The 25717-nt window shown below is 52.2% G+C and carries 20 protein-coding genes and 2 riboswitches; of the genes, 8 read left to right on the forward strand and 12 right to left on the reverse strand.

Annotation, left to right across the window (positions count from 1 at the left end):
* Positions 1 to 30: 30 nt before the first annotated feature.
* Positions 31 to 1104, forward strand: a complete 1074-nt coding sequence (locus tag SPTER_RS17475; RefSeq protein WP_144351558.1) for a transposase — start codon at positions 31 to 33, stop codon at positions 1102 to 1104.
* Positions 1105 to 1138: 34 nt separating this feature from the next.
* Positions 1139 to 1591, forward strand: coding sequence for a transposase (locus tag SPTER_RS17480; protein ID WP_170233311.1), 453 nt, complete (start codon positions 1139 to 1141; stop codon positions 1589 to 1591).
* 53 nt (positions 1592 to 1644) lie between these two features.
* On the opposite strand, the gene SPTER_RS17485 is transcribed toward SPTER_RS17480, so the two are convergent.
* The 4 genes from SPTER_RS17485 to SPTER_RS17500 all read right to left on the reverse strand — a co-directional run bounded on the left by SPTER_RS17485 (position 1645) and on the right by SPTER_RS17500 (position 6035).
* Positions 1645 to 2562, reverse strand: a complete 918-nt coding sequence (locus SPTER_RS17485; protein WP_144351560.1) for a hypothetical protein — start codon at positions 2560 to 2562, stop codon at positions 1645 to 1647.
* Complete coding sequence (locus tag SPTER_RS17490; RefSeq protein ID WP_144351561.1) at positions 2546 to 3133, reverse strand: RNA polymerase sigma factor; 588 nt, start codon at positions 3131 to 3133, stop codon at positions 2546 to 2548. The genes SPTER_RS17485 and SPTER_RS17490 overlap by 17 nt, the downstream gene beginning before the upstream one ends.
* 114 nt (positions 3134 to 3247) lie before the next feature.
* Positions 3248 to 4867: a hypothetical protein gene (locus SPTER_RS17495; RefSeq protein WP_144351562.1), complete on the reverse strand. Its 1620-nt coding sequence runs from the start codon at positions 4865 to 4867 to the stop codon at positions 3248 to 3250.
* Positions 4860 to 6035, reverse strand: a complete 1176-nt coding sequence (locus tag SPTER_RS17500; RefSeq protein ID WP_144351563.1) for an MFS transporter — start codon at positions 6033 to 6035, stop codon at positions 4860 to 4862. The genes SPTER_RS17495 and SPTER_RS17500 overlap by 8 nt, the downstream gene beginning before the upstream one ends.
* A gap of 163 nt (positions 6036 to 6198) precedes the next feature.
* Here SPTER_RS17500 and SPTER_RS17505 point away from each other — a divergent pair, with 163 nt between their 5' ends.
* Positions 6199 to 6489 (forward strand): hypothetical protein, encoded by a 291-nt coding sequence (locus tag SPTER_RS17505; protein ID WP_144351564.1) that lies wholly within the window; start codon positions 6199 to 6201, stop codon positions 6487 to 6489.
* A 212-nt stretch (positions 6490 to 6701) separates the two neighbouring features.
* On the opposite strand, the gene SPTER_RS17510 is transcribed toward SPTER_RS17505, so the two are convergent.
* Together SPTER_RS17510 and SPTER_RS17515 are read right to left on the reverse strand one after the other, a co-directional pair.
* Positions 6702 to 9635: an insulinase family protein gene (locus tag SPTER_RS17510; RefSeq protein ID WP_144351565.1), complete on the reverse strand. Its 2934-nt coding sequence runs from the start codon at positions 9633 to 9635 to the stop codon at positions 6702 to 6704.
* Between the two features lie 343 nt (positions 9636 to 9978).
* Complete coding sequence (locus SPTER_RS17515) at positions 9979 to 11217, reverse strand: Glu/Leu/Phe/Val family dehydrogenase (RefSeq protein WP_144351566.1); 1239 nt, start codon at positions 11215 to 11217, stop codon at positions 9979 to 9981.
* 325 nt (positions 11218 to 11542) lie between these two features.
* Between SPTER_RS17515 and SPTER_RS17520 the strand changes: the two genes are divergently transcribed.
* The 3 genes from SPTER_RS17520 to SPTER_RS17530 all read left to right on the forward strand — a co-directional run bounded on the left by SPTER_RS17520 (position 11543) and on the right by SPTER_RS17530 (position 14583).
* Positions 11543 to 13408 (forward strand): sigma 54-interacting transcriptional regulator, encoded by a 1866-nt coding sequence (locus SPTER_RS17520; protein WP_144351567.1) that lies wholly within the window; start codon positions 11543 to 11545, stop codon positions 13406 to 13408.
* 184 nt (positions 13409 to 13592) lie between these two features.
* The gene (locus SPTER_RS17525) at positions 13593 to 13865 is read left to right on the forward strand and encodes a hypothetical protein (RefSeq protein WP_144351568.1); all 273 of its coding nucleotides are present in this window, start codon (positions 13593 to 13595) and stop codon (positions 13863 to 13865) included.
* Positions 13866 to 14025: 160 nt separating this feature from the next.
* Positions 14026 to 14583, forward strand: coding sequence for a UbiX family flavin prenyltransferase (locus SPTER_RS17530; RefSeq protein WP_144351569.1), 558 nt, complete (start codon positions 14026 to 14028; stop codon positions 14581 to 14583).
* A gap of 75 nt (positions 14584 to 14658) precedes the next feature.
* Here the strand turns inward: SPTER_RS17530 and SPTER_RS17535 are convergent, their stop codons facing one another.
* Both SPTER_RS17535 and SPTER_RS17540 read right to left on the reverse strand, forming a co-directional pair.
* Entirely contained in the window at positions 14659 to 15066 is a 408-nt protein-coding gene (locus SPTER_RS17535) for a VOC family protein (protein WP_144351570.1), read from the reverse strand.
* A gap of 4 nt (positions 15067 to 15070) precedes the next feature.
* Entirely contained in the window at positions 15071 to 15838 is a 768-nt protein-coding gene (locus tag SPTER_RS17540) for a histidinol phosphate phosphatase (protein ID WP_144351571.1), read from the reverse strand.
* 165 nt (positions 15839 to 16003) lie between these two features.
* Between SPTER_RS17540 and glgA the strand changes: the two genes are divergently transcribed.
* Positions 16004 to 17557 carry a glycogen synthase GlgA gene (gene glgA / locus SPTER_RS17545; RefSeq protein ID WP_144352960.1) on the forward strand — a complete coding sequence of 518 codons (1554 nt, stop codon included), beginning with the start codon at positions 16004 to 16006 and terminating at the stop codon, positions 17555 to 17557.
* A 103-nt stretch (positions 17558 to 17660) separates the two neighbouring features.
* Positions 17661 to 20099, forward strand: coding sequence for a glycogen/starch/alpha-glucan phosphorylase (locus tag SPTER_RS17550; RefSeq protein WP_246105637.1), 2439 nt, complete (start codon positions 17661 to 17663; stop codon positions 20097 to 20099).
* A gap of 54 nt (positions 20100 to 20153) precedes the next feature.
* Here the strand turns inward: SPTER_RS17550 and SPTER_RS17555 are convergent, their stop codons facing one another.
* From SPTER_RS17555 to SPTER_RS17570, 4 genes are all read right to left on the reverse strand, one after another.
* A complete protein-coding gene (locus SPTER_RS17555; RefSeq protein ID WP_246105337.1) occupies positions 20154 to 20492 on the reverse strand; it encodes a hypothetical protein in 339 nt (112 codons plus the stop codon).
* A gap of 31 nt (positions 20493 to 20523) precedes the next feature.
* Positions 20524 to 20766 carry a hypothetical protein gene (locus SPTER_RS17560; RefSeq protein ID WP_144351574.1) on the reverse strand — a complete coding sequence of 81 codons (243 nt, stop codon included), beginning with the start codon at positions 20764 to 20766 and terminating at the stop codon, positions 20524 to 20526.
* Positions 20767 to 20981: 215 nt separating this feature from the next.
* Complete coding sequence (locus tag SPTER_RS17565) at positions 20982 to 22334, reverse strand: hypothetical protein (protein WP_246105338.1); 1353 nt, start codon at positions 22332 to 22334, stop codon at positions 20982 to 20984.
* Positions 22335 to 22473: 139 nt separating this feature from the next.
* Positions 22474 to 25023, reverse strand: coding sequence for a TonB-dependent receptor (locus SPTER_RS17570; RefSeq protein ID WP_144352962.1), 2550 nt, complete (start codon positions 25021 to 25023; stop codon positions 22474 to 22476).
* A 171-nt stretch (positions 25024 to 25194) separates the two neighbouring features.
* Positions 25195 to 25374, reverse strand: a riboswitch (cobalamin riboswitch).
* A gap of 148 nt (positions 25375 to 25522) precedes the next feature.
* Positions 25523 to 25711, reverse strand: a riboswitch (cobalamin riboswitch).
* Between the last annotated feature and the right edge of the window lie 6 nt (positions 25712 to 25717).

Below are 25717 nucleotides of genomic sequence, written 5' to 3' on the forward strand. Positions count from 1 at the left end.
TGGTAAAATATAACGGTAGATATTTGCGTAATGGAGGGGCTTGCCTTGCTAAAAAATGTGCCGCACCAATTAAGTATATATAGCGTGCTCTATGATAAAATTCCCAGTAATCATATTCTGAAGATTATCGCTGGTAATGTGGATTTTAGCTTCATTAACGAGTTGCTGAAGGATTCGTACTGCCAGCATCTGGGGCGGCCGGCCAAAGAACCGGAAATGCTGGCCAAGATCCTCATTTTGCAATATCTATATAACTTATCCGATGTCAAAGTCATAGAAGAAGCCCGATTAAACTTAGCCTATATGTGGTTTTTGGGACTCAATCCCGAAGAGGATCTGCCGGACGCCAGCCTGCTGGCCAAGTTTAGGAAACATAGACTAAAAGAAACCAGTGTGGATGATATGATTCAGGAAGTGGTTCGCCAGTGTGTGGAAAAAGGCATAATTAAAGGAACCGGACTAAGCATTGACGCCACGCATACCCAGGCCAATACTAAAAAAAAAGTGCCGGAAAGAATCATGAAGCATCTGGGAAGAAGAATCATAAGGGCCATTGAGAAAGAAAACGGGGTAATCCCCGCCGAGCTCATTAGCGAAGTTCCCGACTATAAGCTCATAGAAGACCACAACGAAGCGAAGCAGAAAATGAAGTCCTATGTGGAAGAACTGATCGGGAAAACCGAAAGCCATGTCGATTTGTCTATCCTGCCCAACAGCCAACAAGCGGTTAACGAAGCCAAAGAAATCCTGGAAGATCCGAAATTTATGGTCCAAAAAGGAGTCCGATCGCTGGTAGATAAAGAGGCGCGCGTAGGCTACAAATCAAAAACAGACAGCTTTTACGGCTATAAAGTAGAATTTGCCATGCTCCCGGAAACAAGGATCATTACGGCGGTAACAGTGGAAAGCGGCGCCTATGTGGACGGCAGCCAATTTGAGGAATTGTATCAGCGAAGTAAAGCCTGCGGCTTACCCATCCAAGCGGTGTATGGAGATAAGGCCTATTTTCGCAAACCGATTCTTAGATACCTTACAAACCGAGGCGGTAGAAGCCATCATTCCCGTAAACGCCTGTGTCTACAAGCTAGACGAAAGCCGTTTTAGTTACAACAAAGACAGCGACCAGTGGTTTTGCGAAATGGGCAATCATACCGAGAAGAAAGTGCGCCAAAAATACAAGAACAAAAATGACGTGTACCGCTATCATTTTGTGAAATCGCACTGTGTGCAGTGTCCGCAACGGCTGACCTGTGCTGGCAAGAATACGAAGAAAAAAGTACTGCGCGTCAGTGAACACTGCGCGCAATATTACGAACATAGTCAGCTTGCCAAGAGCGATCAGTTCAAGCTAAAGTACAAAAAGCGAGCCAGCCATGAGTGGAAGAACGGGGAAATGAAACGTTTCCATGGATTAGACCGTGCACGGGGGTATGGTCTAAAAAGCATGTCCCTGCAAGCCAAACTGACGGCCTTAGCCGTAAATTTGAAAAGGATAGCAGCCCTGATATCCTTTTGCGGCCATGCGTTTATGCAACAAATTGTCAATTTTGCAGCCTATTGCCGATTGACTCCGATTTTTACCCAAGGTTAGTTAAAAAAAACAGGCTTATATCAGTGGTTTCGAACCGTCCCCTTGAGTCGCTTTTAATTGGCTATGCTTACTTTGGTGAGGGTTTTGGCCAGGTTCAGGAGTTCTTCCTCAGTGGCTGCCCCCTCCAGGGTTACTTCGGTGTTACCGACTGTTACCGTTACTTTGTTACGGTCAGGCGGTTTGATCTCTACCGATTCATTGGGAACAGGGGCCGCCATTTTCATCTGGATTTCCGGGGGTTTGGGAGCAGTCCGCAGGCTGCGCTGAATTTTTGGGGCCTGGGTAATGATAATCTCATCCGGCGCCCCCTGGTGATAAACCTGACGGATTGTTTTGCTGACAGCATCAATGGTAACAATATCCGCTTTTCGCTCGGCCAAAGCCAGCATTGTGTCGCTGGCCGCCGGCACAGGCGACTGGGGCGGCATAAGGGCTACGCGGGGCGGCTCATCTGCAGGCGGAGAAATCTCAGCGGCTTCGGGCCGGCCGGCCGGGGCTTCCGGCGCCGGTACCGCCGGTAAAACCGGGGTTCGGGTGTCAGCCGGCGGGGTAATTAAATCTGGCGGCGTCTGGGTAATTGACGGCGCCGGCGGTGGGGCCGTATCTGCTGACGGCGGCATCGTCTTGGCCAATTGCTGCTCCGGGGTAACCGGCGGCATAACCTGCAGCATAACCACTAAAACAACAGCAGCAACGGCACTTGTCACACTGGCAAACCCCCAGGCCAGGCTCCGCTTGCGTTTTTCCCGGGCAATGGTGCTGGCTGCCTGATCTACCAGGTGATCAAGCACCGGCGGCGGCGGGGCGGCCATTGTCACTGTCGAGGCCTCCTTAACCAGCCGGGCAGTATGCAGCAGTTCTTTTATTTCGTCGTCCTGGCTCTCTGCAGGCGCCATACCCCGGTTAAGGGCATCAATGGCAGCTGACAGGGCCTCGGCCTGACTTTTTTCCAATTTAGTATTGTCCTGCACCGGCTTCACCTCCAGTTATCCCCTGCTCGGTAAACAATTCTTTCAGTTTTTTTAATGCCCGCTGCTGCAGCATTTTTACCGCCGCGCCGCTTTTGCCCATAATCCGGGCCGCATCAGCAACTGCCAGCCCCCGGACAATGCGCAGCTCAATGACCTGTCGCTGTTCATCAGGCAAGCGGGCCAGCAAACAGAGTACCTCTTGCCGGCGTTCGGTGTTTAACACCGCCTCTTCCGGCCGGGAATCAGGATCAATAATCGGTTCGTTATAATCCGCAATATCCACGACCTGGGGGGCACGACCGCGGCGGCGGTAATGATCAATAATAAGATTAAGCGTAATTCGCGACAAATAGGTTTTAAAAGTGGCATTGGTCTCTTTATAGCGCGGCAATGCGGCCAGAGCCCGCAGAAAAGTATCCTGGGCAATTTCCTGGGCATCTTCAGGATTACTGGTTTTAGCCAAAGCCAGCCGGTAAATGGCAGGCCAATGGCTGGAGACCAGCGCATTAAGCGCCGCCCGGTCACCTTCCCGGGCCTGGGCAATTATGAAATTTTCATTCTCTGACACCATTGTCACCACTCTTCAGGCTTACATATACTTTAACGTCACAGCAGCCAATAAGTAACGCCGCCATTATGCACCTTATAGTTTTCTATGAATGACTGAAAAAAATTCTCAAAAAGATTATTTTACCAAAAACTCGCCCAGAGTGAGCGGCAGCTCGCTCAGCTTCTCTTTAACCTCACCAACAACAGCGGCAAACCCGTCAGCCGCTGCCGGGTCGGCAAACCGTACTTTGACATCCACGGTGTGTCCGTCATATAAGCGGAACGAGGTCTCCACTAACCCAATATTCTCGGTCTCCAGGCTAAGCCTGAGCCAGGTTTCGACCTCGGTCCCGGCCGGATTATTTTTATCTTTCTGTTCCTGGTGGTAAATATGAATATGGGCCGGATAAGCTGTCTGGCCATCACCAAAATAGAGCGGTATGGTAAAAGTTAACAGACTCTGCTGCTCCTGGCGTTCGGCGACACCACCGCCCGGCTTGGCCATCGTCTCCGCCAAGCCTCTGATGATACCGGCAGCAGCCTTCAGCTCCTGCGGGCTTTTGCCCGGCCAGGCGGCAGCAGTCTCAGCCGGATTCACCGGGGTACCGGCCAGGGCTTTGGCGGCAGGCCGCTCCGCTGGGCCGGACGCCTCTGCCGCCTGCTCCAGGGCGGCGGCAAACAACACCAGTTTCTCCGCTAAGGGTCTGGTTGATTTGATAAAAGCCGCCAGGGCTGCCGGCAGGTCCGTCAGGCCTGGCTGGGTTTGCAGCTCCGGACGGGCCGGCAGGCCCGGGGGGACCTGCTGGCCTGACTTCCCGGTCTGGACCGGCAGTTCCTGCCGCAGCAAGGTTTGAATTAATTCCCGGATCTCCGGCCGCAGGCTGTTAGCCATTTCCGGCCGGCTTAGGACAGTCTTCACCAAGTCAGATACATTCGCCGGCGGCGCTGTCCCCTCAGGTCCCGGCCGCAGGGGTATTGCCGGCATATCTCTTACCTGCCGTGGTGGGCCGGGCAGTGGTATGACCGGCGCTTTATCAGACGCCGGTGCTTTATCGCTGAGCTCCGGCTGAACCGGCGCCTGCGGCTGTGCTGCCGGTTCAGCGGTCCCGCCCCTGAGCGGAGCCGGTACTGCCGCGCCGGATCCGGGCTTGGCAGCCAGACTGCCGGGCTGAGTAACAGTTGCCGGCACCGGCGTCCGGCCGGCCGGGGCTTGCTCCGGCGGCGTCAATACAGCAGCGGCCAGTTCACGTACTGCCCGGGCCATTGTTTTAAGCTCGCGTGGGGACAGCTGCCGCCAGGCACTGATAAGTTCAGTCAGCGCAGCCTGAGGCTTACCGGCCGGCGGACCGGCAGGTGCCCCGGCTTCGCCGGCTGCCGTTTGTTCCAGTGCCGCCGCCAATGCCAGCAATTTTTCCGCCGCAGTCCGCGGCGACTTCAGCAAGGCGGCTGCCCCGGCCGGCAACGCCGTTGCCGCGGCCTGCGTCTGCTGTAATATATTTTTTACAAGCTCCTGGATTTCGGGGGCCAGGCTGCCAACAAGTGCGGTGCGGCCTGCCAGCGTTTTGCCAAGCCCGGCCAGTTCAGTGGCAATAAAGCTTTCCAGCGCCAGAAGCAGCGCCGGCGTGGCGGCCGGTTTCGGGCTGGCGGCACTCGGGGGAACATCCCCGGCGGGCTGCTGCCTTACGGCCAGGCTGTCGGCTGTTTCCAGCTTGACCGGCACTACCGGAGCGGTACTATTACTATTAATATTATTCATGGTTCACAACGCCTGCCTTCCTCATTCCCGCAATAAACACGGCAATACTGGCAATAGCTACTACCGCGCTGCTGTAAAACATGGCCGTATAGCCAAATAATTCACCGACAAACCCCAGAATAACGGAACCGGCAGTTATACCCAGATCCATAAAGGCTGTAAAAAATCCCAGCGCCGCACCTCTATCCCGGGGCGGCGTATAATCAACAACCAGCGCGTTAAGGGTCGGCATAAAGGCACCAAAGCCAAAACCATATAACAGGGCTGTAATAATCAGCATCTCTCTGCTGCTTAGCTGAGCCAGTATACAAACTGCCAGCACAATCAGCGCCATGCAGGGCAGAATAACAGGCTGGCGGCCAATACGGTCAGACAGCTTACCGGTAAATATCCGGCTGACAACGGTACTGGCCGCAAAGGCGGTAAAAAAAATGCCAATATCAGTGATTCCCCGCTGGGGCGCAAATAATGGCAAAAAGGCAATGATGGCACCATAAGTGGTTGCACCGCCAAATAAGGCCAGCGCCGGCAGCAGTACCTCACGCCGTTTACCGACAGTTAAAAATCCCGCCCCCGGCCGGCTGCCGGCGGGGGCAGCCGCCAGCTCCCTAACCGGCAGGATGCAGAGAAAAGCCAGCCCCGCCACCGCTGCCGACAAGCCAAATAAATAATTAAAATCACCGGTCCTGCTGATAACGGCCGTACCCCAGGCCGGGAATAAAGCCATGGCCAGGACATTGGCCGTACCGTAAACACCCATTGCCTCGCCCCGTCGCGCCGACGGCGCCAAATCAGCAATATAGGCGGCGGCAGCAGCCAAAAAAGCAGCATGAGCCAGGCCATGGACAACACGCAATATATACAGAGGGTAAATAGCCTCGACCAGACCATACAGCATAAATAACAGCGTAAAGCAGCCGGCACCGGTCAGCATAATTTTTTTCCGGCCGCTACGGTCGGCCAGCTGACCAAAATAGGGCCTGACCACGACGGCGGCCATGGTATAAAGGCCGGTGACCAGTCCAACCTGCGCTGCTGTCCCGCCCAGGGTATCAACATACTGGGGCAGAATCGGCAGCAGCAGGTAGAAGCTGCCAAAATAGAAAAAATTAGCAAGACAACTAAGAGAAAAGTTTCTGGACCAAAGTACACCGTCCTGGGGGTTCATACCATACCTCCTTGCTGCATTACTTATATATTTGGCCTGCGCTGCCCCGGTTCCTGCTGCCGGGTTTATTTTCAAACTGTTTTTTACTTAATCATTTAACATAAACACACAAATATTTGCGTGGCAACATAAACTATAGTAAAAGCCATAAGGAGGCAACATAATGGCAACTTTCCAAAGTATGATAACAGGACGCAACTGCAAGCCCAATCCAGTGGTTCAGCTGGTGCCGAGCCAGTCGCTCACTGCCGGTCATTTTTTGTTACAGGTGGAGCCTGCCATTCGTCATGGGATCAGGGAGCTTGAAAACACAAGTACGCGCCATGCTATGACCGAATTAGCGCTTATGAGTTATTTAATGGGCATGGGTTTTGAATATCGCACAGCTAAGGTAATTGTGGAGTCCTGGGAAACTGACGACAGTCTGCTGGCACAGGGGTTACTCTGCGAATAAAGAAAAAAGATTGATGGCACCGGCCCGCGCTGCCGTTGGCATGTACGCCCAACGGCAGTGGGGCTTTAGTGCAGCAATCTTTTTTATCTAACCCCATTAGAATTTATAGAATTTCAAAACTATCTCTACAGGGATAAGAAAAATCTTTACCCTCAAGGGCACAGGCGGCTTCTGCCGGCATCCTAAAGGACTTGGCACAAGCCAGGTTTTTTCTAGTCAATTACCGTAACCAGTTGCCCAAACAGCTCTTTACTGGCCTTAATTTTCTGTTCGCCCCCGAGCACACACAGGTAGTTGGCTTGCATAACCGCATCAACAACGTCAGCAAGTTTTCTGATGTCTTCCTGTCTGGTAGCTAAAACCTCAGCCCGCTCCTGCTGCAGGTCGGCCTGGCTGATATTTCTAATGTAGGCGGCATCGGCCCGTTCGCCCTTCATCTGCGGTGTCAGCGGTGTATCCAGGGCACTCATAGTACCTATAATATATTTGGTCATTTCCCGCTTGCTTACCTGGCTGGCAGTAAAATTGTTCAGATACTGAACAGTCTCGTCATAGACCCTGACGGTTTCCGCCAGATTAGGGTCCCGGTACGAACCAAATACAACATTACCACTCCGGTCAAACTGGGTAAAGGCACCATAGGCACCGCCCTGAACCCGGATCCGGTTCCAGAGATAATCATAGCGTAGAATCGTCTCCAGGACTTTCATGCTGCCGTGATAGGTGTAGCCGAGGCGGCGGAAATTGGCCCCTTTGGCAACATACTGCACCTTGCCGGAGGTCAGCAGCCCCTCGTTAAGCGCCTGGGCTTTGAAGCTGTATTTAACAGGTTTAAACTGGCGGGAACCCAGTTTTTCAATAAGCACGGCCAGGCTCTCGCTGAATTTCTCATAATCCTCCCGGGTGCAGGTGACACCGGCCAGAAGATTATCCTTATTAAAGATTGTTTGCGCTACCGCCGCCAGTGTCCGGCCTATTTCATTCACCCTGGTTTCAAGATTGTCTTCCAGAGCAGCAATAAACTTATAGTAGGTCAGCAAGCCGGTCTCATTGTATTTGGCAACAGGTGATACATAGGATAACAGACGGCTGGCAACCACCTGTTGGCCGCGGCGGAACAGGGCCGTATCCCACGCCGCCTTGGTTTCGCGGATCAGTTCTTTGAGCCGGCCGCTGTCATTAAACAGGCTGCTGCCGGCCACATCCCCCAGGAGGCCAAACATCTCCGGCAGCTTGCTCACAAGGGCCTTGGCTTTCACCCTGAACATCGGGGTAAAGGTTTCATCATCGGCATTTTCAGAAAAAGCAAAAACATCATAGGCAAAACCACCGGTGTGAATATTAATCTCCTTGGCCAGTTCGGTATATGGCAGCCTGGCAGTATCCACCTTACCCAACAGATCAGCTAGCAAAAACACGTATGGCAGCTCGGCCTCGGCTACCGCGCCGATATTGAAATAAAGGTTGACATAAGCAATCTGATTTGTAAAATAGGGATGCAGCAGCACCGGTATTCCCTGTTCTTTTTGTTCAACAGTTACCAGTTCCTCTGCTTTCGGATCAATATCTTTCAGTTCCAGCAGCGGGATCGACTCCAGCGCTTCCGGCGAATCCGATGTTTCCTGCCGTTCTTTTAAGGCCTTGGTTTGCTTAACAAGGGCAGCCAGCTGGGCCGGACTCAGACTCTCTTTGTAGTTGGCTAATTTTTGTTTTAACTCTGTCGCCTTTTGGGCCCCCACATCACAGCTTGGTGTTAAGGCAACAAGAGCCTGATGGGTATTATTCAGGAGACAGGTTTTGATCAGTTGTTCAAAATAGCCTTTTTTAGCCTGCCGCTTAATGGCAGCCAGCGCCGGTTCATAAGCCAGATGGATCAGCGGGTCCTCATCATACAGCCAGCTGTCAAGGCACTTCATATTATATACAAGCCCCTTAGGCCTGTTCCCATAGTTCGCTTCCCGGAGGTGAAATTCGAAAATGTTGACTGACGACTCGACCAGTTTTTTATCAAGTCCTTCATTAGCCAGTTTTGCCAAAGTGGCCGCGACTGCAGCCTTAAATTCCTCAACCTGGCCGGGGTTCGCCCCACTTACACCAAAGGTCATGGTTGGCTGCAGGATGCTCTTGTTGTAGCTGCCGAATACCTCTTTACCCAGCCCTGCATCCAGCAGCGCTTTTTTAAGCGGGGCAGCCGGTGTCTCCAGCAGGATATGCTCCAGCATCATCAGCCCCAGATAGCTTTCGGCATCGGTGGCCTTACCGGCAGCAACATTGAGGGTAATAAAAGTCTTATCCTTGGTCGATTCCTGGGGCGATACCGGATAATCCACCACTTTAACCACCGTTTCTTTAAACGGCTTTTGCAGCGGAATCCGGGAATCAATCTTTACGGCCGTAAAATCTTGCAGATAAGCCTCATCCAGGAATTTGAGCTGATCGTCTAAATCCAGATCACCATACAGGAAAATGTAGCTGTTGGCCGGGTGGTAATACTTTTTATGAAAAGCGGCAAACTGCTCCTGCGTAAGGTCAGTAATATATTCAGGGTCGCCGCCGGACTCCACCCCATAGGTTGTATCGGGAAACAGCGCCGCATAAATCTGATGTTCCAGGATAGCATCAGGTGAGGAAAATACGCCTTTCATTTCATTATAGACAACACCTTTATAGGTAAGCTCGGCGTTCTTGTCAGGCAGATCATAATGCCAGCCTTCCTGCATAAGGATTGCGGGCGTCTTCAGCATCTGGGGATAAAATACGGCATCCAGATATACGTCCATCAGATTGCGGAAGTCTTTTTCATTCCGGCTGGCCACAGGATACATGGTTTTGTCGGGAAAGGTCATGGCATTAAGAAAGGTATTGAGCGAACCCTTTACCAGTTCAACAAACGGTTCTTTAATCGGAAATTTGCGTGAGCCGCACAGGACCGAGTGCTCGACAATATGCGGTACACCGGTTGAGTCTTCAGGCGGGGTGCGGAAGGTAACGGAAAAGACTTTGTTATCATCATCGTTGCCCAGATACAGCAGGCGGGCGCCACTTTGCTTATGCACTAACAATTTGGCATCAGAGTTAATCTCGGCTACGTGCTTAGCGTCCATCAGTTTAAATCCGTGGTAGGTCTGGCCAATCTTAAAGGACATGCTCTTACCTCGCTTTTTGTAATTTTATTTTTTATCCTATGTATTGCCTTGTCAGGAGGTTAACTATTTTGCCTTTCGTCAGCATGGAACAGTTTTCCTGCAACAATGGGCCGCAACAGCTAATAATAGATTCTCCCGTTTAGCGAGAATTAAGCATTGAACCTCTTGGTTAAATAAACTTTTAAAAAACGGCTGCTTCCAGCTTACTGCCTGCCACGCCCAGAAGTTCGAGGTTACTGGGTTCTACAGCAAATTCCAAGGTAAAAAAGGATGTCAATTCACGTGGGGGGCAAAAAATGCCGGCAATATGCCGACATTTTTTTAGCTTACTCATTCTTATTTTTCAATACCAGCCCCGCAGCTTCATAGCCTCAGTCAGCCGTTCAAGAGCAACAACATAGGCAGCCACCCGCAGGGTGCAGTTATATTGCTGACCGGCTTCATAGACCTTCGCAAAGGCCTCTACCATCATTTCCTCCTGGCGGGCATGCACCTCTTTTTCCGTCCAGTAATAGCGGTACAGATTCTGCACCCATTCAAAATAGCTGACAGTAACACCGCCGGCATTAGCCAGGACATCGGGGATAATCATAACCCCCCGTTGATCCAGCAGCTCGTCGGCGGCCGGGGTTGTGGGCCCGTTGGCGCCCTCGGCAATTATTTTTGCTTGTATGCGGCCGGCATTCTCGCCTGTAATCTGGCTCTCAAGGGCGCAGGGAGCTAGTACGGTGACAGGCAGCTCCAGCAATTCGGCATTGTCCATGCTGCTGGTGCCGGGAAACCCGGCCACCGAACCATGGTCCTTCAGATATTCCTCGACAGCATAAGGATTAAAGCCGTCCTCTTTATAGATCGCCCCCTGCACATCACTGACCGCCACAATGGTTACACCAATATCGTACAGCAGCTTGGCCGTAAAGCTGCCCACATTGCCAAACCCCTGCACGGCTGCCGTAGCTTGTCTGGCATCAATACCCAGTTTTTTAAAGGCCTCCCGCACGGTAAACATGACCCCGCGGCCTGTAGCCGAGCCCCGGCCGGCCGAGCCGCCGATCGTCTTCGGCTTGCCGGTAATCACGCCCGGGGCCAGGCGTCCGTAGACCTTGCTGTATTCATCCATCATCCAGCCCATAATCCGTGAATCGGTATTAACATCAGGGGCCGGAATATCCACATACTCACCAATGACTGGGGCTATTTTTTGGATATATCCCCGCGACAGACCCTCCAGCTCGCGCCGGGACAGGTTGCGGGGATCAACCACAACCCCACCCTTGCCGCCACCGTAGGGCAGATTTAAAATTGCACTTTTGAAGGTCATCCAGAAACTGAGCGTCTTTACTTCGTCCATAGTAACATGCTGGTGAAAACGGATGCCGCCTTTGGCTGGTCCCAGGGCGGTATTGTGCTGGGCCCGGTAACCGGTAAATACCTCAAGCCGGCCATCATCCATAATTACCGGGATAGATACCTCGAGGGTCCGCTCCGGCTCAGCCAGCAGCTTAGCGGCAGCAGGATTTATTTTAATCAGGGCTGCTGCTTTGTCTAACGGGATTTTTGCCATTTCAAAAATATTTTGCATCTTAACCTCCCGATATGTTAAAATATTCTCACTTTTATTATATATTTGCCCGGACTGTGTGTCTACAGAATACATAATACAAAACCAATCCCAATATAAGTTAATTATTTCACTATGCATAAACGTCTTTTCACTGTCATCAGCTCATTTACGCCAGGCATTATTATCCTTCATTAATCAATAGTAGTGTAAATTAGCCGCGAAAATATGCATCAGTTAAAATTCCGGAAGGATATTTTCCCTCCCCCCCGAAAGATGTATGTAAGAAATCTTTTATTGGCGGCACCGATCATCAGCAATTTTGTTTGTAAGAAGGTGAACTTGATTGTCAGAAATTGTCCTCATCGCCCCTGACCATGAAATTGTGGAGTTAGCAGAAAAACTGGGCTTACAGGGCAGGCAAATCTCCTATATTCCCGCCCGTTTGCACGAAGGGGTAACTGCGGCTAAAGCCGCGGTCAGTGCCGGCGCCAAAGTACTCATCACCAGGGGCATAACCTTTCATATGATTCTTAACGCCATTCCCAATGTTCCTGTTATTGAAATACCCTACACCGGCTATGATATTCTCCGGTCTCGCCTGACAGCCGCCAGACAAGGCGGGCAGCTGGCTTTGGCGACGGATAAACAGGTAGCCGGCGGCTTCGCCAGCATTGAAGAGATTTTGGAATTGCCGGCCAGCATGCAGGTGCACTTAGAGGACGGAGCGGATATTGCTGCCGCAATCCTAAAGGCCAGGGACCTCGGGGCAACAACGATCATCGGCAGCCGGTCAGTGGTGGAAACCGCCGAGTCTTATGGCTTAACCGGTATAACCCTCGCCTCCGGCCGGGAAGGGCTGGAGCAGGCGATCAGCCTGGCGGTCCAGCACCTGTCAAACCAGCGGCTGGAGGAGCAAGCCGCCCGCCAGCTGGAAACAATTATTAACTCGATTAACTACGGCGTGCTGGCCATTGATCATACCGGCGCCGTGACCGCCATGAATATCGAGGCGGCCCGGTTATTTAATCTGGCCAAGGCCGGCTGGGCAGCTGCGGAAAGCTCTTTCATTCAAAGATTATGGGAGTGTATGGCGACCAGGGAACGGCAAATCGGGGTTGTGGAGCGCATTGGCCGTGATTGTACAATTGCGGTCAGCTTTCAGCCGGTTGTTGTCAGCGGCGAGGTGGCAGGGGCAGTGGCCACATTTCAGCTTATTGACCAACTGCAGGAGTTAGAACAAAAGACACGGCAGGAGTTATCGCTGCAGGGCCGGATAGCGCGGGCATCTTTTCTTGATATCGAAACCCGCACTCCCGCTATGCACAAGGTTATTGAGGAAGCCAAACGTTTTGCCGGTTATAACAGCACCGTGCTAATCCTGGGGGAAACAGGCGCCGGCAAAGAATATTTTGCCCAGGCCATCCATCAGGCCAGCCCCCGCCGGAACGGACCATTTGTCGCCGTCAACTGTGCGGCGATCCCGGAAACCATCCTGGAGAGCGAGTTATTCGGCCACGTCGAGGGCGCTTTTACCGGCGCTAAGAAAGGCGGCAAGACCGGGCTGTTTGAGCAGGCCCACCGGGGAACCATTTTCCTGGATGAGATTGGCGAAATGTCGGACTCGCTGCAGACAAGGTTATTGCGTGTCCTGCAGGAACACCAGGTATACCGGGTCGGTGATGACCGCGTAATTCCGGTGGACATCAGGGTCATTGCCGCCACGAACCGCAATCTGCAGGCAAGGATGACCGACCAGAAGTTCCGGGCTGATTTATATTACCGGTTAGCCGTGTTAACAGTAAGCATCCCGCCGCTTAGAGCGCGTAAAGATGATATCGGGTTATTTGTGCGGTCTTTTGTTGCTAATTGCAATCAGAAATTCCATACCTCTGTTAAGTATATAGAGCCACAGGGCATCAGCCTGCTGGCCCAGTACGACTGGCCGGGCAATATCCGCGAGCTGCATAATATAATCGAAAGGCTGGTGGTACTGGCAGCTGCACCGGTTATCACCAGACAGGAGGTCTGGTCCTGCCTCAAAAACCTCCTGCCGGCGCCAGACCAGGCCCCTGCCGAGCTCAAAGATTTTGAAATCGCTGCTATTCGCGAAGCCCTGGCCAAGACCGGCGGCAACAAACAGCAGGCCGCCAAGCTGCTGGGGATTGGCCGCTCGACCCTGTGGCGTAAATTACGGGAATGGGGCGAATGATCCAAAAAGGAACAGTTTTTGTTTCATAACGAAACAGAAACTGTTCCTTTTTGGATGAAAATAGCCTAAAAGCGAGCATTTAATATTCGGCACGAGAATTGCATATTATATAGGTATAAAGCCCTTATTAACGTAAACCCTATAAATAAGTCACGGCTCTAAATTAACACAAGGAGGTGTCGTTATGCAAGAAATGAAACCTGGCTCCGACCCGACTCGATCGCTCCCGCAAAGAACCCCAGGCTTCGAGTTTTTTACTGCCATCCACAGCCTGTTTATGGGCAAAGCCGAATCCAAAGCCGAAGAAGCCCAGCAGCTGCTGAATCCGCAAATCTCTGATGAAAACAATCCAGCCGACAGCCTGGACACCGGCAAACTAACCAAGCTGATTAACTATATCAGGGGCGGCGCACCCTCGCTACTATTGGTGTATACCGCTTATGGCCTGTTAGTCTGATACTTCCGCCCAGTTGCTGGAGCGGGTATCGGGTATAGGGAAGACGTGATTGTGCCGAGAGGCAGCAATCGGTCTTCCTTTTTCTGTTCCGGCCGGCTGATATCTGGTATAATCAATTCATCAGTCTGGCAAATTTGGAATATGAACTGCGGAGGCCCGTATGAAACCGATTGTTGGAATCACCAATGCCACAGGCATGATTTATGCAACGCGCCTTTTAGAAACCTTTTATGCCCTTGGTGCTGAAACCTGCCTGATCATGAGCCGCGAGGCCGGGACCGCCCTGGAGCGGGAAACAGATTACTCATTGCCCCGGCTGCAAGGCTTAGTCCGGTATTTTTGTTATGATGACGCCCCTGCCTTGCCCATCAGGGAGTACGACGCGGCGGCCATGATTCTCGTTCCCTGCAGCCTGGCGGCGATTGCGCCGCTGGTGCAGGACTTACCGCTGAGCACCCTGCAAAAAACTGCCGGCGCTATTTTGAAATTGAAAAAAAAACTAATTATGGTCACCAGCGAGCCTGTCCTGGCGCCGGAGCATTTAAAAATTTTGCTGGCCATGGCCTATAAAGGGGCCACCATTATGCCCTATATGCCTAGCTTCTATCATAAACCAGCCTCTATTGACGATATCGTTACCCATCATACCGGCCGGGTCCTGGACCTGCTGGCAATTGACCATAATCTGTTGAAACGCTGGGGAGAAGACATATTATAACCGGAACCTAAGAGGGGACTGTCTCATACTGAGACAGTCCCCTTTTGTTAGCTATGCACTTTGGTGAGACCGCATTTATTTTTTAAATGAATCGTATACTACTTTATACTCAGGTGTTGGCGGAATGGAGGTATAAATATACAGATGAACCCCGGTCGGGTCATTAACCACAAAGCTGCGCTCCCCCCACGGCTTATCGATAAGATCCTCGCAAGGTTCCACACCCGCCGCTTTCAGCCGCCGGTATTCGGCATCCACATCATCCACTTCAAAGGAAATGATAATGCCCGAACCATGGAAAAACTCACCCGCATCACGCTGCGGCTTGGTAAAGCTGATGCCGGCCGGCAGACCGGGAGCAATCAGCTCAATATACCAGTCGCTTTCATAGACCAGTTGAAAATTAAAGTGCCTGATATAAAACTCTTTGGATTCAGTCAGTTTATCGGTGCTAATCGTCGTATCAACCCGTTTTATCCTCATAATGCTACCTCTCCCATTCCGGTTTACGCTGCTTAAAATAGACTACCTTCAGGCTGCAGGCTGCGGCCATCGCCTGGGCCACCTCCAGCCGGCAGCCGATGTTTTCCGGTATATGCGCGTCAGACCCCAGGGTAACCATCCGCCCGCCCAGCTCATAAAACCGCTTATAGATCGGAAGCAGCCTGGCGACCGCTGCCGGACTTGTCAAACGGCGGGTATTAATCTCCAGCGCTTGTTCGTTCTGAACGGCAACCTTTATTATTTCATCAATCCAGTCAGCAAATTCATGATAATAAATCTCCGGGTCCTCAAACCGCGCATACCGGGCTATATAGTCAATATGACCCAGGCTGTCGATAAAATCGTATACCTTCAGACAGTCCAGCATGGTCTCAAAATAGCGGCTGTAGGCATCCATTTTGGTGCGGTTATGATAGAAAACCTCCTGATAGATTTCAATATTATCCACAAAATGAATTGATCCAATCACATAATCAAACGGATAAGCGTCAATTATCGCGCGGTTGTCGGCCAAACATTCGGTCCGCATGCCGACCTCGATCCCCAACAGCAGCTTTTCATTCCGGTATTTTCTATAATCCTGCCAATATTGTTCAACATCCAAAGCAACGTCTGGCTCCGGCTGCGCCAGATCAACATGTTCGGTAACAATAATCCCCAGTTTTAGTTCGGCGGCCCGGCTGATCGCCGTTTCTATTGCCATCTCGGAGTCATCAGAATACCGGGTATGGATATGTGTGTCAAATAACAAGCGAATGCCTCCTAATCAGCTAAAGAACTACTTTATGTATCTATATACCATTCTAATATAAAAATACCCAAACTTCAAACATTGGTTCAGGAATTATTCACTGCCTAAACGGCTATACTGTAATCTTGGGACTAGAATATGTCTGGAAAGGAACTGATTACACGCATGCTCAAAGTACTGTTCGTCGCCGGCGAGGCTGCCCCGTTCATCAAAACCGGGGGCCTGGGCACCGTAATCGCGTCTCTGCCGCAAGAACTCAGGCAGCAGGGTGTCGATGCCAGGATCATCATTCCTAAATATGGCGGGATTCCGGAGAAATTCAGGCACAGCATGTCTGTCAAAGCGTCCTTTCCTGTCCCGCTCTCCTGGCGTTTACAGCCTTGCCGGCTCGAAGAGCTTGAACTGGACGGCCTGCCCTGTTATTTTATCGATAATGAATACTATTTTAAGCGGTCCGGGGTTTACGGGCATTATGACGATGCCGAGCGCTACGCCTTCTTTAGCCGGGCCGTGCTGGAGGCCCTGCCGCAGCTTGGTTTTCAGCCCCACATCCTGCACTGTCATGACTGGCAGTGCGGCCTGGTCAGCGTTTTCTTAACCGCCCATTACCGGGACCAGCCCTTTTACAATAAAATCAGGACCCTCTTCACCGTCCATAACCTGAAATATCAGGGCATTTTTCCCAAAGCTATCATGCTTAACCTGCTTGATTTAAGCTGGGATTACTTTACCGTCCAGGGTATGGAATTTTACGATAACGTTAATTTTATGAAGGGCGGACTTATCTTTTCCGATTTAATCAATACAGTCAGCCCCACCTACGCCCGCGAAATTCAACACGCCTATTACGGGGAAAAGCTGGAGGGTGTATTGGCCGGCAGGGCGGCAGACTTAGCCGGGATTATCAACGGCATTGATTTTGCGGTCTATAATCCGGCCACCGATCCTTGTATTTTTGCCAACTATGACTGGCAGACCCGGGAACGCAAAACCAAGAATAAGCTTGCACTGCAGAAACTGCTGGGACTGACGGCCGACCCGGCGCGGCCGCTGTTAGCCATGAACTGCCGCCTGGTGGAAGCGAAAGGCCTGGACCTGGTGCTGCGGGTACTCGCTGAAATCCTGGACAGCGGCGCCCAACTGGTTATTATCGGCCAGGGCAGCGAACACTATCAGCAGTTGCTCTGGCAGGCCTCCTGGCTGCACAACGACCGGCTGGCCGCCATTATTCCCTTTAGTGAGGATATGAGCCGCAAGCTGTATGCCGCCGCCGATTTATTTTTAATGCCTTCCCGCTATGAACCCTGCGGTATTGGCCAGCTCATCGCCCTGCGCTACGGCTGCCTGCCGGTAGTCCGGGAGACAGGCGGCCTCAATGATACCGTCCTGGCCTATAATGAGCAGACCGGCGCCGGCAATGGCTTCAGCTTTACCAACTACAACGCCCATGACTTTTTGCACACGGTCCGGCGGGCCATCCGTATTTATCACAACAAAAAAGTCTGGAATATGCTGTCCGGCCGGGCCATGCGGATCGATAACAGCTGGCATATACCGGCAGGCCAATACCGGCAGTTATATACTAAGCTGTATACTGAAGAACACCTCTACAAAGCAGCAAGGATTGCACCGGGGACTACCCCCGGTCCTGTCCCGTACACGGTCTCCCCTTACAGTGAAAACCCATTCCCGGTAAAGGAGGTTCCCTATGCTCATTAACAGCAATCTGTACAACTGTGAGCCGTTGACAGCCCCGGGCACAAAACCGGAGGCGCTATCAGTCACTGAATTCAGAGATTCCTTTGTTCATAAATTTGCGGCTATGCACGGCAAGCCGCTCAGTACAGCAACTGACGGGGAAAAGTTTGCTGCCCTGGCCGCCCTCCTCCGGGAGATAATCAGTAAAAACCTGATCACAACCCGGCAGGAGCGGGCCCGGACTGACCCCAAACAGGTCTATTACCTGTCAATCGAATTTCTCCTGGGCCGGCTGCTGGCAACTAACCTTGTCAACCTGGGCCTCCGGGAAACCTGTGCGGAAGCGCTTTCCCAGCTTGGCATTCAGCTTGACAGCTTATTGCCAGAAGAAGAGGACGCCGGGCTGGGCAACGGCGGCTTAGGCCGGCTGGCCGCCTGCTATCTGGACTCGATGGCCGCGCTGGGTCTGGCCGGCCATGGCTGCGGCCTGCGGTACCGCTATGGCCTGTTTGAGCAGAAAATAATTAACGGTTATCAGCATGAATACCCTGACAACTGGCTCCAAGACCGCAGCTATGTCTGGGAATACCGCCGCCCGGACGAACAAATAGCGGTCCGGTATGGCGGCACCGTCCGGATGCAAACCAACGGCAAAACCCGTTTTCTGCATGAAAACTACGAACAGGTCATGGCGGTCCCCTATGATGTGCCGGTGGTCGGGTTTCAAAACAAAATTGTCAATACCCTACGGCTCTGGAGCGCTGAAATCGACATTTCCCACTACACCTGCTGCCGGCAGGGCGCCGACTGCAACAGTGTGATCGACTACAAGCACGGGGTCGAGGCCCTTACCGACCTGCTTTACCCTGATGATACCCACTATGAAGGCCAACTGCTGCGGCTTAAGCAGCAATACTTCCTGGTATCGGCCAGCCTGCAGAGCATTGTGCGCAGTTTCCGGCTGAACCATGACGCCCTCCGGCTGCTGCCGGCTAAAGCAGCCATCCATATCAACGACACCCACCCGGCCCTGGCGGTGCCGGAACTGATGCGCATCCTCCTTGATGACTGCGGCCTGGGCTGGGATGAGGCCTGGCCGCTCACGGTGGCCACCATCTCCTACACCAACCACACCATCCTGCCTGAGGCCCTGGAAACATGGCCTGTCACCATGGTTGCGCAGCTGCTGCCGCGTATCCACATGCTTATTCAGGAAATCAACGAGCGCACCGGCCGCGAGCTTTGGCACACCTACCCCGGGGACTGGGACCGCATCCGCGCCATGTCCATCGTGGCCGACGGCCAGGTCCATATGGCCCATCTGGCCATTGCCGGCAGCCATTCCGTCAACGGCGTGGCCAGGATTCATACCGAGATCCTCAAGCAATCAGTGATGCGCAACTTCGCTGCCTGTACGCCGGACAAGTTTACCAATGTTACCAACGGCATTACCCATCGCCGCTGGCTTTTAACTGCCAATCCCCGGCTGGCGGCCCTGATTAACGATGCAATTGGGCCTGACTGGATAAAAACCCCCGCTAAATTAGCTGAACTGGCCGCCGCAGCCAGCGACCCCGGCTTCCTGGCGGCCCTGGCCGCAGTCAAGCTGGACAACAAGCGGCAGCTGGCCCGGTACATCAAAGCCAAAAATAACCTTACGGTTGATATTAACTCCATCTTTGACTCGCATATTAAGCGCATGCATGCCTATAAGCGCCAATTCCTCAATGTCATGCACATTATGGACCTCTATAACCGCCTGCGGGCCGACCCCGCGCTGACGATCGCTCCCCGCACCTTCATTTTCGGCGGCAAAGCGGCGCCCGGCTACTATAAAGCCAAAAAGACCATTAAACTGATTAACACCCTGGCCGACAAAATAAATAACGATCCGGCCATCAGGGACCAGCTTAAGGTGGTATTCCTGGAAAACTATAACGTCTCGCTGGCCGAACTGATTATCCCGGCCGCCGATGTCAGCGAGCAAATCTCGACTGCCAGCCGTGAAGCCTCCGGCACAGGCAATATGAAGTTTATGATGAACGGCGCTGTGACCATCGGCACCCTGGACGGGGCTAACATTGAGATCCGCGAAGCCGCCGGCGCCGACAACATCTTTGTGTTCGGCCTCTCAGCCAATGAAGTCCTGGACTATTATCAGCAGGGCGGCTATAACCCCCGGGAGCTGTATACCAGCGACCCCAGACTCAAAACGATAACAGACCAGCTTGTCAACGGCTTTTTCCCGGTCGGGCCGGAGGAATTCCGGCTCCATTATGACGACCTGCTGCATCATGGCGACGAGTACTTCCTGCTCCAAGACTTTGCCGGCTATGTCGACACCCAGAACCGGCTGGCCGCAGCCTACTGCGACCAACAGCGCTGGCAGCGGCTGGGCCTGCTGAATATCGCTTATTCCGGCTGGTTTTCCAGTGACCGTACCTTCGCCGAATACGCCACCGACATCTGGCAGCTGACTGAGCCTGTTCCCTTCTGGAACCAGGACCAGCCCGGGATTTATGACCAGCTGCGGCCACTGGCCCGGCAGGATGTGTTGTGTTAATTCTGGTTATATAAATATAGAAAAAAGCCGCGAAATTCGCGGCTTTTCCCGTAGCTAGGCCTGTTCTTCTGCTTCGTCGTCGATCTCGATGGTATCCTCAAAAGTGTCGAGAATGTTTTGATGATGGTCCTCAATCGCATCATTAATCAGCCGCAGCACCGCGTTGGTCTGCTCTTCCGGCAAACCCATGGCAATAATAATATCCATCAAACGGTCGCCAAGGAGTTCAACATCATCAGTAAATAGTACCGGGATTTCATCTGTCAATTCTAGAGTTTCTTCATCACACATAATATTACACCCCTCGTCACTGTTATTATCGGTCTCAAACGAAAAGCCCTGCCAGTTGTCCCGGCCAACGCTAATGCTTGATTCACTATTATTGTAACACATCTGCCGATAAATAATAGTTAAATCTGAAAGATCACGAAAGTTCGCCTCTGATCCGGGCCAGCTCGGCCTGACTCTCCAGATAATACCAGCGCACAGAATTGCCAAACCGGCACTGAATGGCATGCAGCTTGCCGTCCTGGGCCAGCTGCCGCATTTTTGCCAGCGAAAACCCATTCGCCGAGAAATAATTGGCGGAAATAAAGCCTCTGCGTTTTAACCATTTTCGATGCTGCTCAGCTTCTCTGGATTCCAGGTCAACCTGCCAAATCGCCATAGTTACCACAGACCTTTCTTTGTAATTGCTTTTTATTATAGATCAGCCTGTGAATATAAGTGTTAGGGGCAGGTAAAATTATTGTTAACAATTTGGTCGAAACAAAACCCTGTCCCCCTGTTTCAAGAGAACAAGGGGCCTGGACACACGCTCTGTCCAGCCCCCCTGTTCTCTTACTTTTCTGCTAGTCTGGCTATAGCAGCCAGCAGGCTGAATTAATCAAAGCTAAGGATTCTTTGGCCGTTGACAATTTTCAGGCCTGTTTTCTTTTCAGCAGCCTTGCGGGCTTGCTGGGCCAGGACGGAATGAGCGGCGAAGGATTTAGCAACGCCAGCCGATTGGAGCGCGGCACCGGCCCGCGAGGTCAGATCCGGGGCCAGAATGATGGCCGAGTTCAGGTTGCCGCCGCTATAACCGAGCTGGGTCGGGGTGAAGGTTCTGGTGGCCGTGTCGCCAGTGCTGGCAGGCAGGCCGGGATAGATGTCGATCTGGTTGCCCTTAACGAACCAGAAACGGGTGCTGTCGCCATAGATGCCCCAGAGGTAGCCGGGGGAGTTAATCGTGCTGACATTGGTCCAGGTTGAAGGGGAAGTAAGGTTGGCTACGGTAGTACGGTAAACATTGCCGAGCATGTTGGCAAACGATGCATTATAGTTGCCCAGGAATACATAGGCGGTGTTGGCGTCAACGATGGTAATGTCGCGGAAGTCGCCGATCATGCCGCTGGTTTTGGTAACGGTGGTCTTGGTGAAAGTGGCCAGGTCAATGATATCCAGACGGGTGTCAGGATTGGCGCTGCCGGCATTCTGCATGCCGCCTACGGCGCAGACATAAAGTTTGTTGTTATAGTGATCCAGGGTGAAGGCGTTTTTGCCGACTTCTAAGTGGTTGACATAAGTAAGAGCACCCGTGATTGTATTAATTGTAAATTTGACAACAATACTGTTCGAATATACTGAATAGCCGCCATCCGGATTAATGGTAAATAGGGCATATAAATTGTTATCAACAACAGTTAAGCCTTCTCCATGAACCGCTGCACCGGCAGGCACAGAAATGCTCGGCCATGATGTCGGGAATTGATAGTTATGTGCTGTTTGCGCATAACCGCTATTCATATTTACAACAGCAATTTTTGCTAGGTCATACCCGGTGGCATACAGCCACTGGTTTTTGGTAGCCACTGCATGCAGATTGGCCACATTACTCCAGCTTGGTGATACAAGCGGGTTCCAGCTGGCGGCAAAGGGATCAATGATTCTGTTTGGCGGTGCTGTAGGCGTATAATTGTACTCACGCAGTACCAGCCGGCTTTCATTGCCCTGGAAGAAATTGAAGATCGCCGGGTCGCCGTTTAAACCGGTAACCTTGGTGCTGGAGGTAAAGGTGGTCGGGTTCCCGGTCCGCTCACCGCTGATGGCGCCGGCCAGGCCTTGGGAGTAACCGGAATCGACAACCGTATAGCCGAATAAATTTTCCGGGGCGGCCTGTACGGCCGAACTGCCGATAATGGACAGCGTCATCGCCGTTAGGAGTATCCGTTTAAGAAAACCTGCTTTTAGTTTCATTCGTTTAATCCCTCTTTTCCATTTTTTTTAGTCTACCCGTGTTTGAACTACTGCCGGCTTACCGCCGCTTTTCACCTCCTTCCGCAAGGCCGGCCTTGCCTGTTTTGGCATAGGGCATCACCTCCTTAAATGAACTGAATTAATACTTGTACTGCAGCGTTACATAATAGGTGCGGCCCTGCAGGGGATATTCAAGCAGCTTGTTTTGTGCATCGAATGCATAGCCAGTACTGGTAAACGTCATCTCCGGCCCTTTATCAAAGAGGTCGTTGACACCGGCAATGATTTGGCAATCTTTATCCATTTTATATTTGGCCCCCAGGCCGACGGTGGTTAGGGAGCTTTGGACCTTCTCCGGATCTTGCTGCCAGCAATACATCTCATCAATATATTTTACTTCACTGAAAATCGCCAGCCGGTTGTCCGGGCGGTAGGTCAGGCGCACCGAGCCTTCCCAGTCCGGGGCGTAGAGATGCGGCATCCGGTAATATACATCGCCGGTGCCGGTAGGCGAATCGTTCTTGGTCCACTGCTTGGTACGCATATAGGTACCTGCCAGATTCATATCCCATTTGCTCCAACTGAAATTGCCCTGCAATTCCGCACCGTTGACCCGCCCCTTGTGCGCATTGGTATAAGACCAATAATTATAGCCAAAGCGGTAGAGCTGGAGTATATTTTTCGAATCGCGACCGAAATAGGTCAGTTGCACCTTGGAGGAGTCGGCGCCCAGCAGTTTTCCGTCCCAGCTGGCCGACAAATCCCACTGGGTTCCTTCCTCGGGTACCGGGAATATGCTTTGACCAGCGTACTTGGGGTCGTTATAAGCATTAGGCCGGGGCAGAATGCCGCCGCCGTCGCCAGCAATCTCATACAGGTTGAGCAGCCGGTAGTAGGTGCCATATGTGGAACGCAGGGTTAGATGATCGTCCACCTGCTTTTTCAGCGCCACCTGCCAGGTGACCTTATCATTAACCTGGGAATCTTCCTGATCGACCCATTTATTTAAGTCAGATTTTCCCAGCGCCCTGCCCATAACGTTGGAATAATTGTAGCGAATACTGGGAGTCAGCCAGAGATCGGCCGCCTGGTTGAGGGTAATGGTATCCTGCAATTGGAGATTGAACAGCGTCTGTTCATAATATGTCCGAAACCTCTCGCGATTGGTAAGACTAGGTTCAAAGTCATATTTGTCCATCCGGCTGCCATCAACATCCATTTTCTCCTTGGACCAGTTGGCCAGAAATTCGAGCAGGTGCTTGTCGCTGGTTTTATAAGTACCGTCAATGGCCCCGCCAAGCCGTTGGGAATCATAGGCGCTCCATTCGCTAAATACTGCCGGCATGGAATTAAATTTCAGATAGTCCGGGTTGCGGTAACGCTTATCCTGGTCCAGGTAATTGACCTGCCAGCCCCATTCCAGGTTGCCGTCCGTATCCCGCCGGCCCACCAGCACATCCTTGGTGGTTAGTTCCTGTCTCTTGTGTTCGATCTGGTCAGGCAGGTCGATAAGGGAGTACGTAGGATTTGAAATATCCCCGGTAAGAAACATCTTTCGCGGCATGCCCCGGTCAATTTTTTTCCAGCTGCCCTTGACCAGCCAGTGGTCGTCCTGCCATTTGATAATGGCGTCGGTGTTTTTATAGTCGTTATTGCGGCGGTAACGTATGTCATCCGCAAGTTCCGGGTGTGCGGCCTTTTGTTCATCCCACCACTTTTGTTTAAAATCAGGATCATAACCAAACCAATCATTAGCAGAAAGCAGATAATTAAGTGTCTCTGTATCATAGCCTGCAGCTATGCCCGCATTCATAAGTGCATTATAAAATGGACTACCTGCTGTAGTTGCTTGTTGAACCTCTTCTAATGACGTAAAAGGCTCCCAACCTATATTTAAACCTAAACCATACTGACTATCTTGCAACGTATCAAGGCTCGCATTATAATTCTGAAGCATTGTAACCGTCAACTGCTCATACTGCTGGACTATCTGGTCATACCCTGCTTTGACGCCAGGATTCTTATAGCGGAAATCGCCGTCACTCTGGTCGCGGTTGATACCGATCATCAGGCTACCCTTTCCCAGCGGCTGGGTGATCTCCAGGCCTACGGTATTACCGCCCCAAGAGCTTTTGCCGACCTGGGCCGAGATATTAGCCTTGTCCGGCTTCTTGGTAACGATGTTAATAACGCCGCCCATATAGGTGCCGCCGAACCGGGCCGGGATATAGCCGCGATAAACCTCAATCCGTTCAACATTATGGATGGGAATAGTCGAGATGTCCATGGCGGCATCACCACCCAAATTAGAGAGCACCCCGTCCACAAAAACCCCTACCTGGGCTGCCGTGCTGCCGCGAACGGTCACGGTGGTGTACTGGCCCTTGCCGGATACATAGCGGACATGGACGCCAGGCACATCTTTCAAGAGTTCCGGCAATGTCTTTTGCTCGCCTTTGTAATCATCAGGCCGGATAATAGTCACCGTCCCCGGTGACAGCTTGGCCTCCCAGTCGGGGCGTTTGGCCTCAACCGTAACCGCCTCCAGGGCATAGTCCTGGGCGGAGCCGGCATCGGCGTCCACAGTTTCCCCGGTTGCCGGTGACGTCTTGCCGCCGGCTGCGGCCGCCTGGGCAAGGCCGCTGTAGTCCGGGGTCAGGCTGAAGGCCAGGGTACAGGCGATCCCCATCGCCAGGGCTTGTTTGGACAATTTACGTTGTTTCACTGCAAATCTCTCCTCATATGTCTTACTCTTTTCTGAAAAAATTGCTGAGAATGGTAGCCCGATTTAGCTGTTGCTTACTTCTTACCCTCCCCTCGTACCGATTGCCTGATCTTCCCCTGTCGCTCGCAGGGTTGGCGAAGACCGTCCTTACAGGCAGTTCTCCTGACTCCAGTTCATCATCAGCCCGGCCTTCCCGGAAATTTCCTCCAGTGGCGTCTGCGGACTGACTCCTTGTTACAGTGGCGGGACCGCGCCGGCTTCAACCGGACTTCTCTATTAAACCCTCTGCAGGGCACCTGTACGCAGTGAAATACGGCCAAATAAAAAATGGATTTCTCATATAGTCATCCAGGAGCGTTGACTACATGGGAAATCCATTTACCCTCGTTTTATCAGCAGACTTACTGCTATAAACCAAGAACAGACTACCGCACATAATCCCCTACCCATCGCTCGCAGGTCACCGGTGATCGTTGTATAGGCAGTTCTCCTGACTTCTGGTTCATGGCGCCTCCAAACCTTCCCACGACAGTTGTCCGCATCGCAGTGGCATATCCTGGATTTGCTCCCCATTACAGTGGCGGGACCGTGCCGGTTTTGCACCGGACTTCCCTATTAAGCCCCGTAGGGCACCTATACCTGGCAATTATAAAATTGT

The sequence above is a fragment of the Sporomusa termitida genome (assembly GCF_007641255.1).
In the GTDB taxonomy this organism is placed as follows: Bacteria; Bacillota; Negativicutes; order Sporomusales; family Sporomusaceae; genus Sporomusa; species Sporomusa termitida.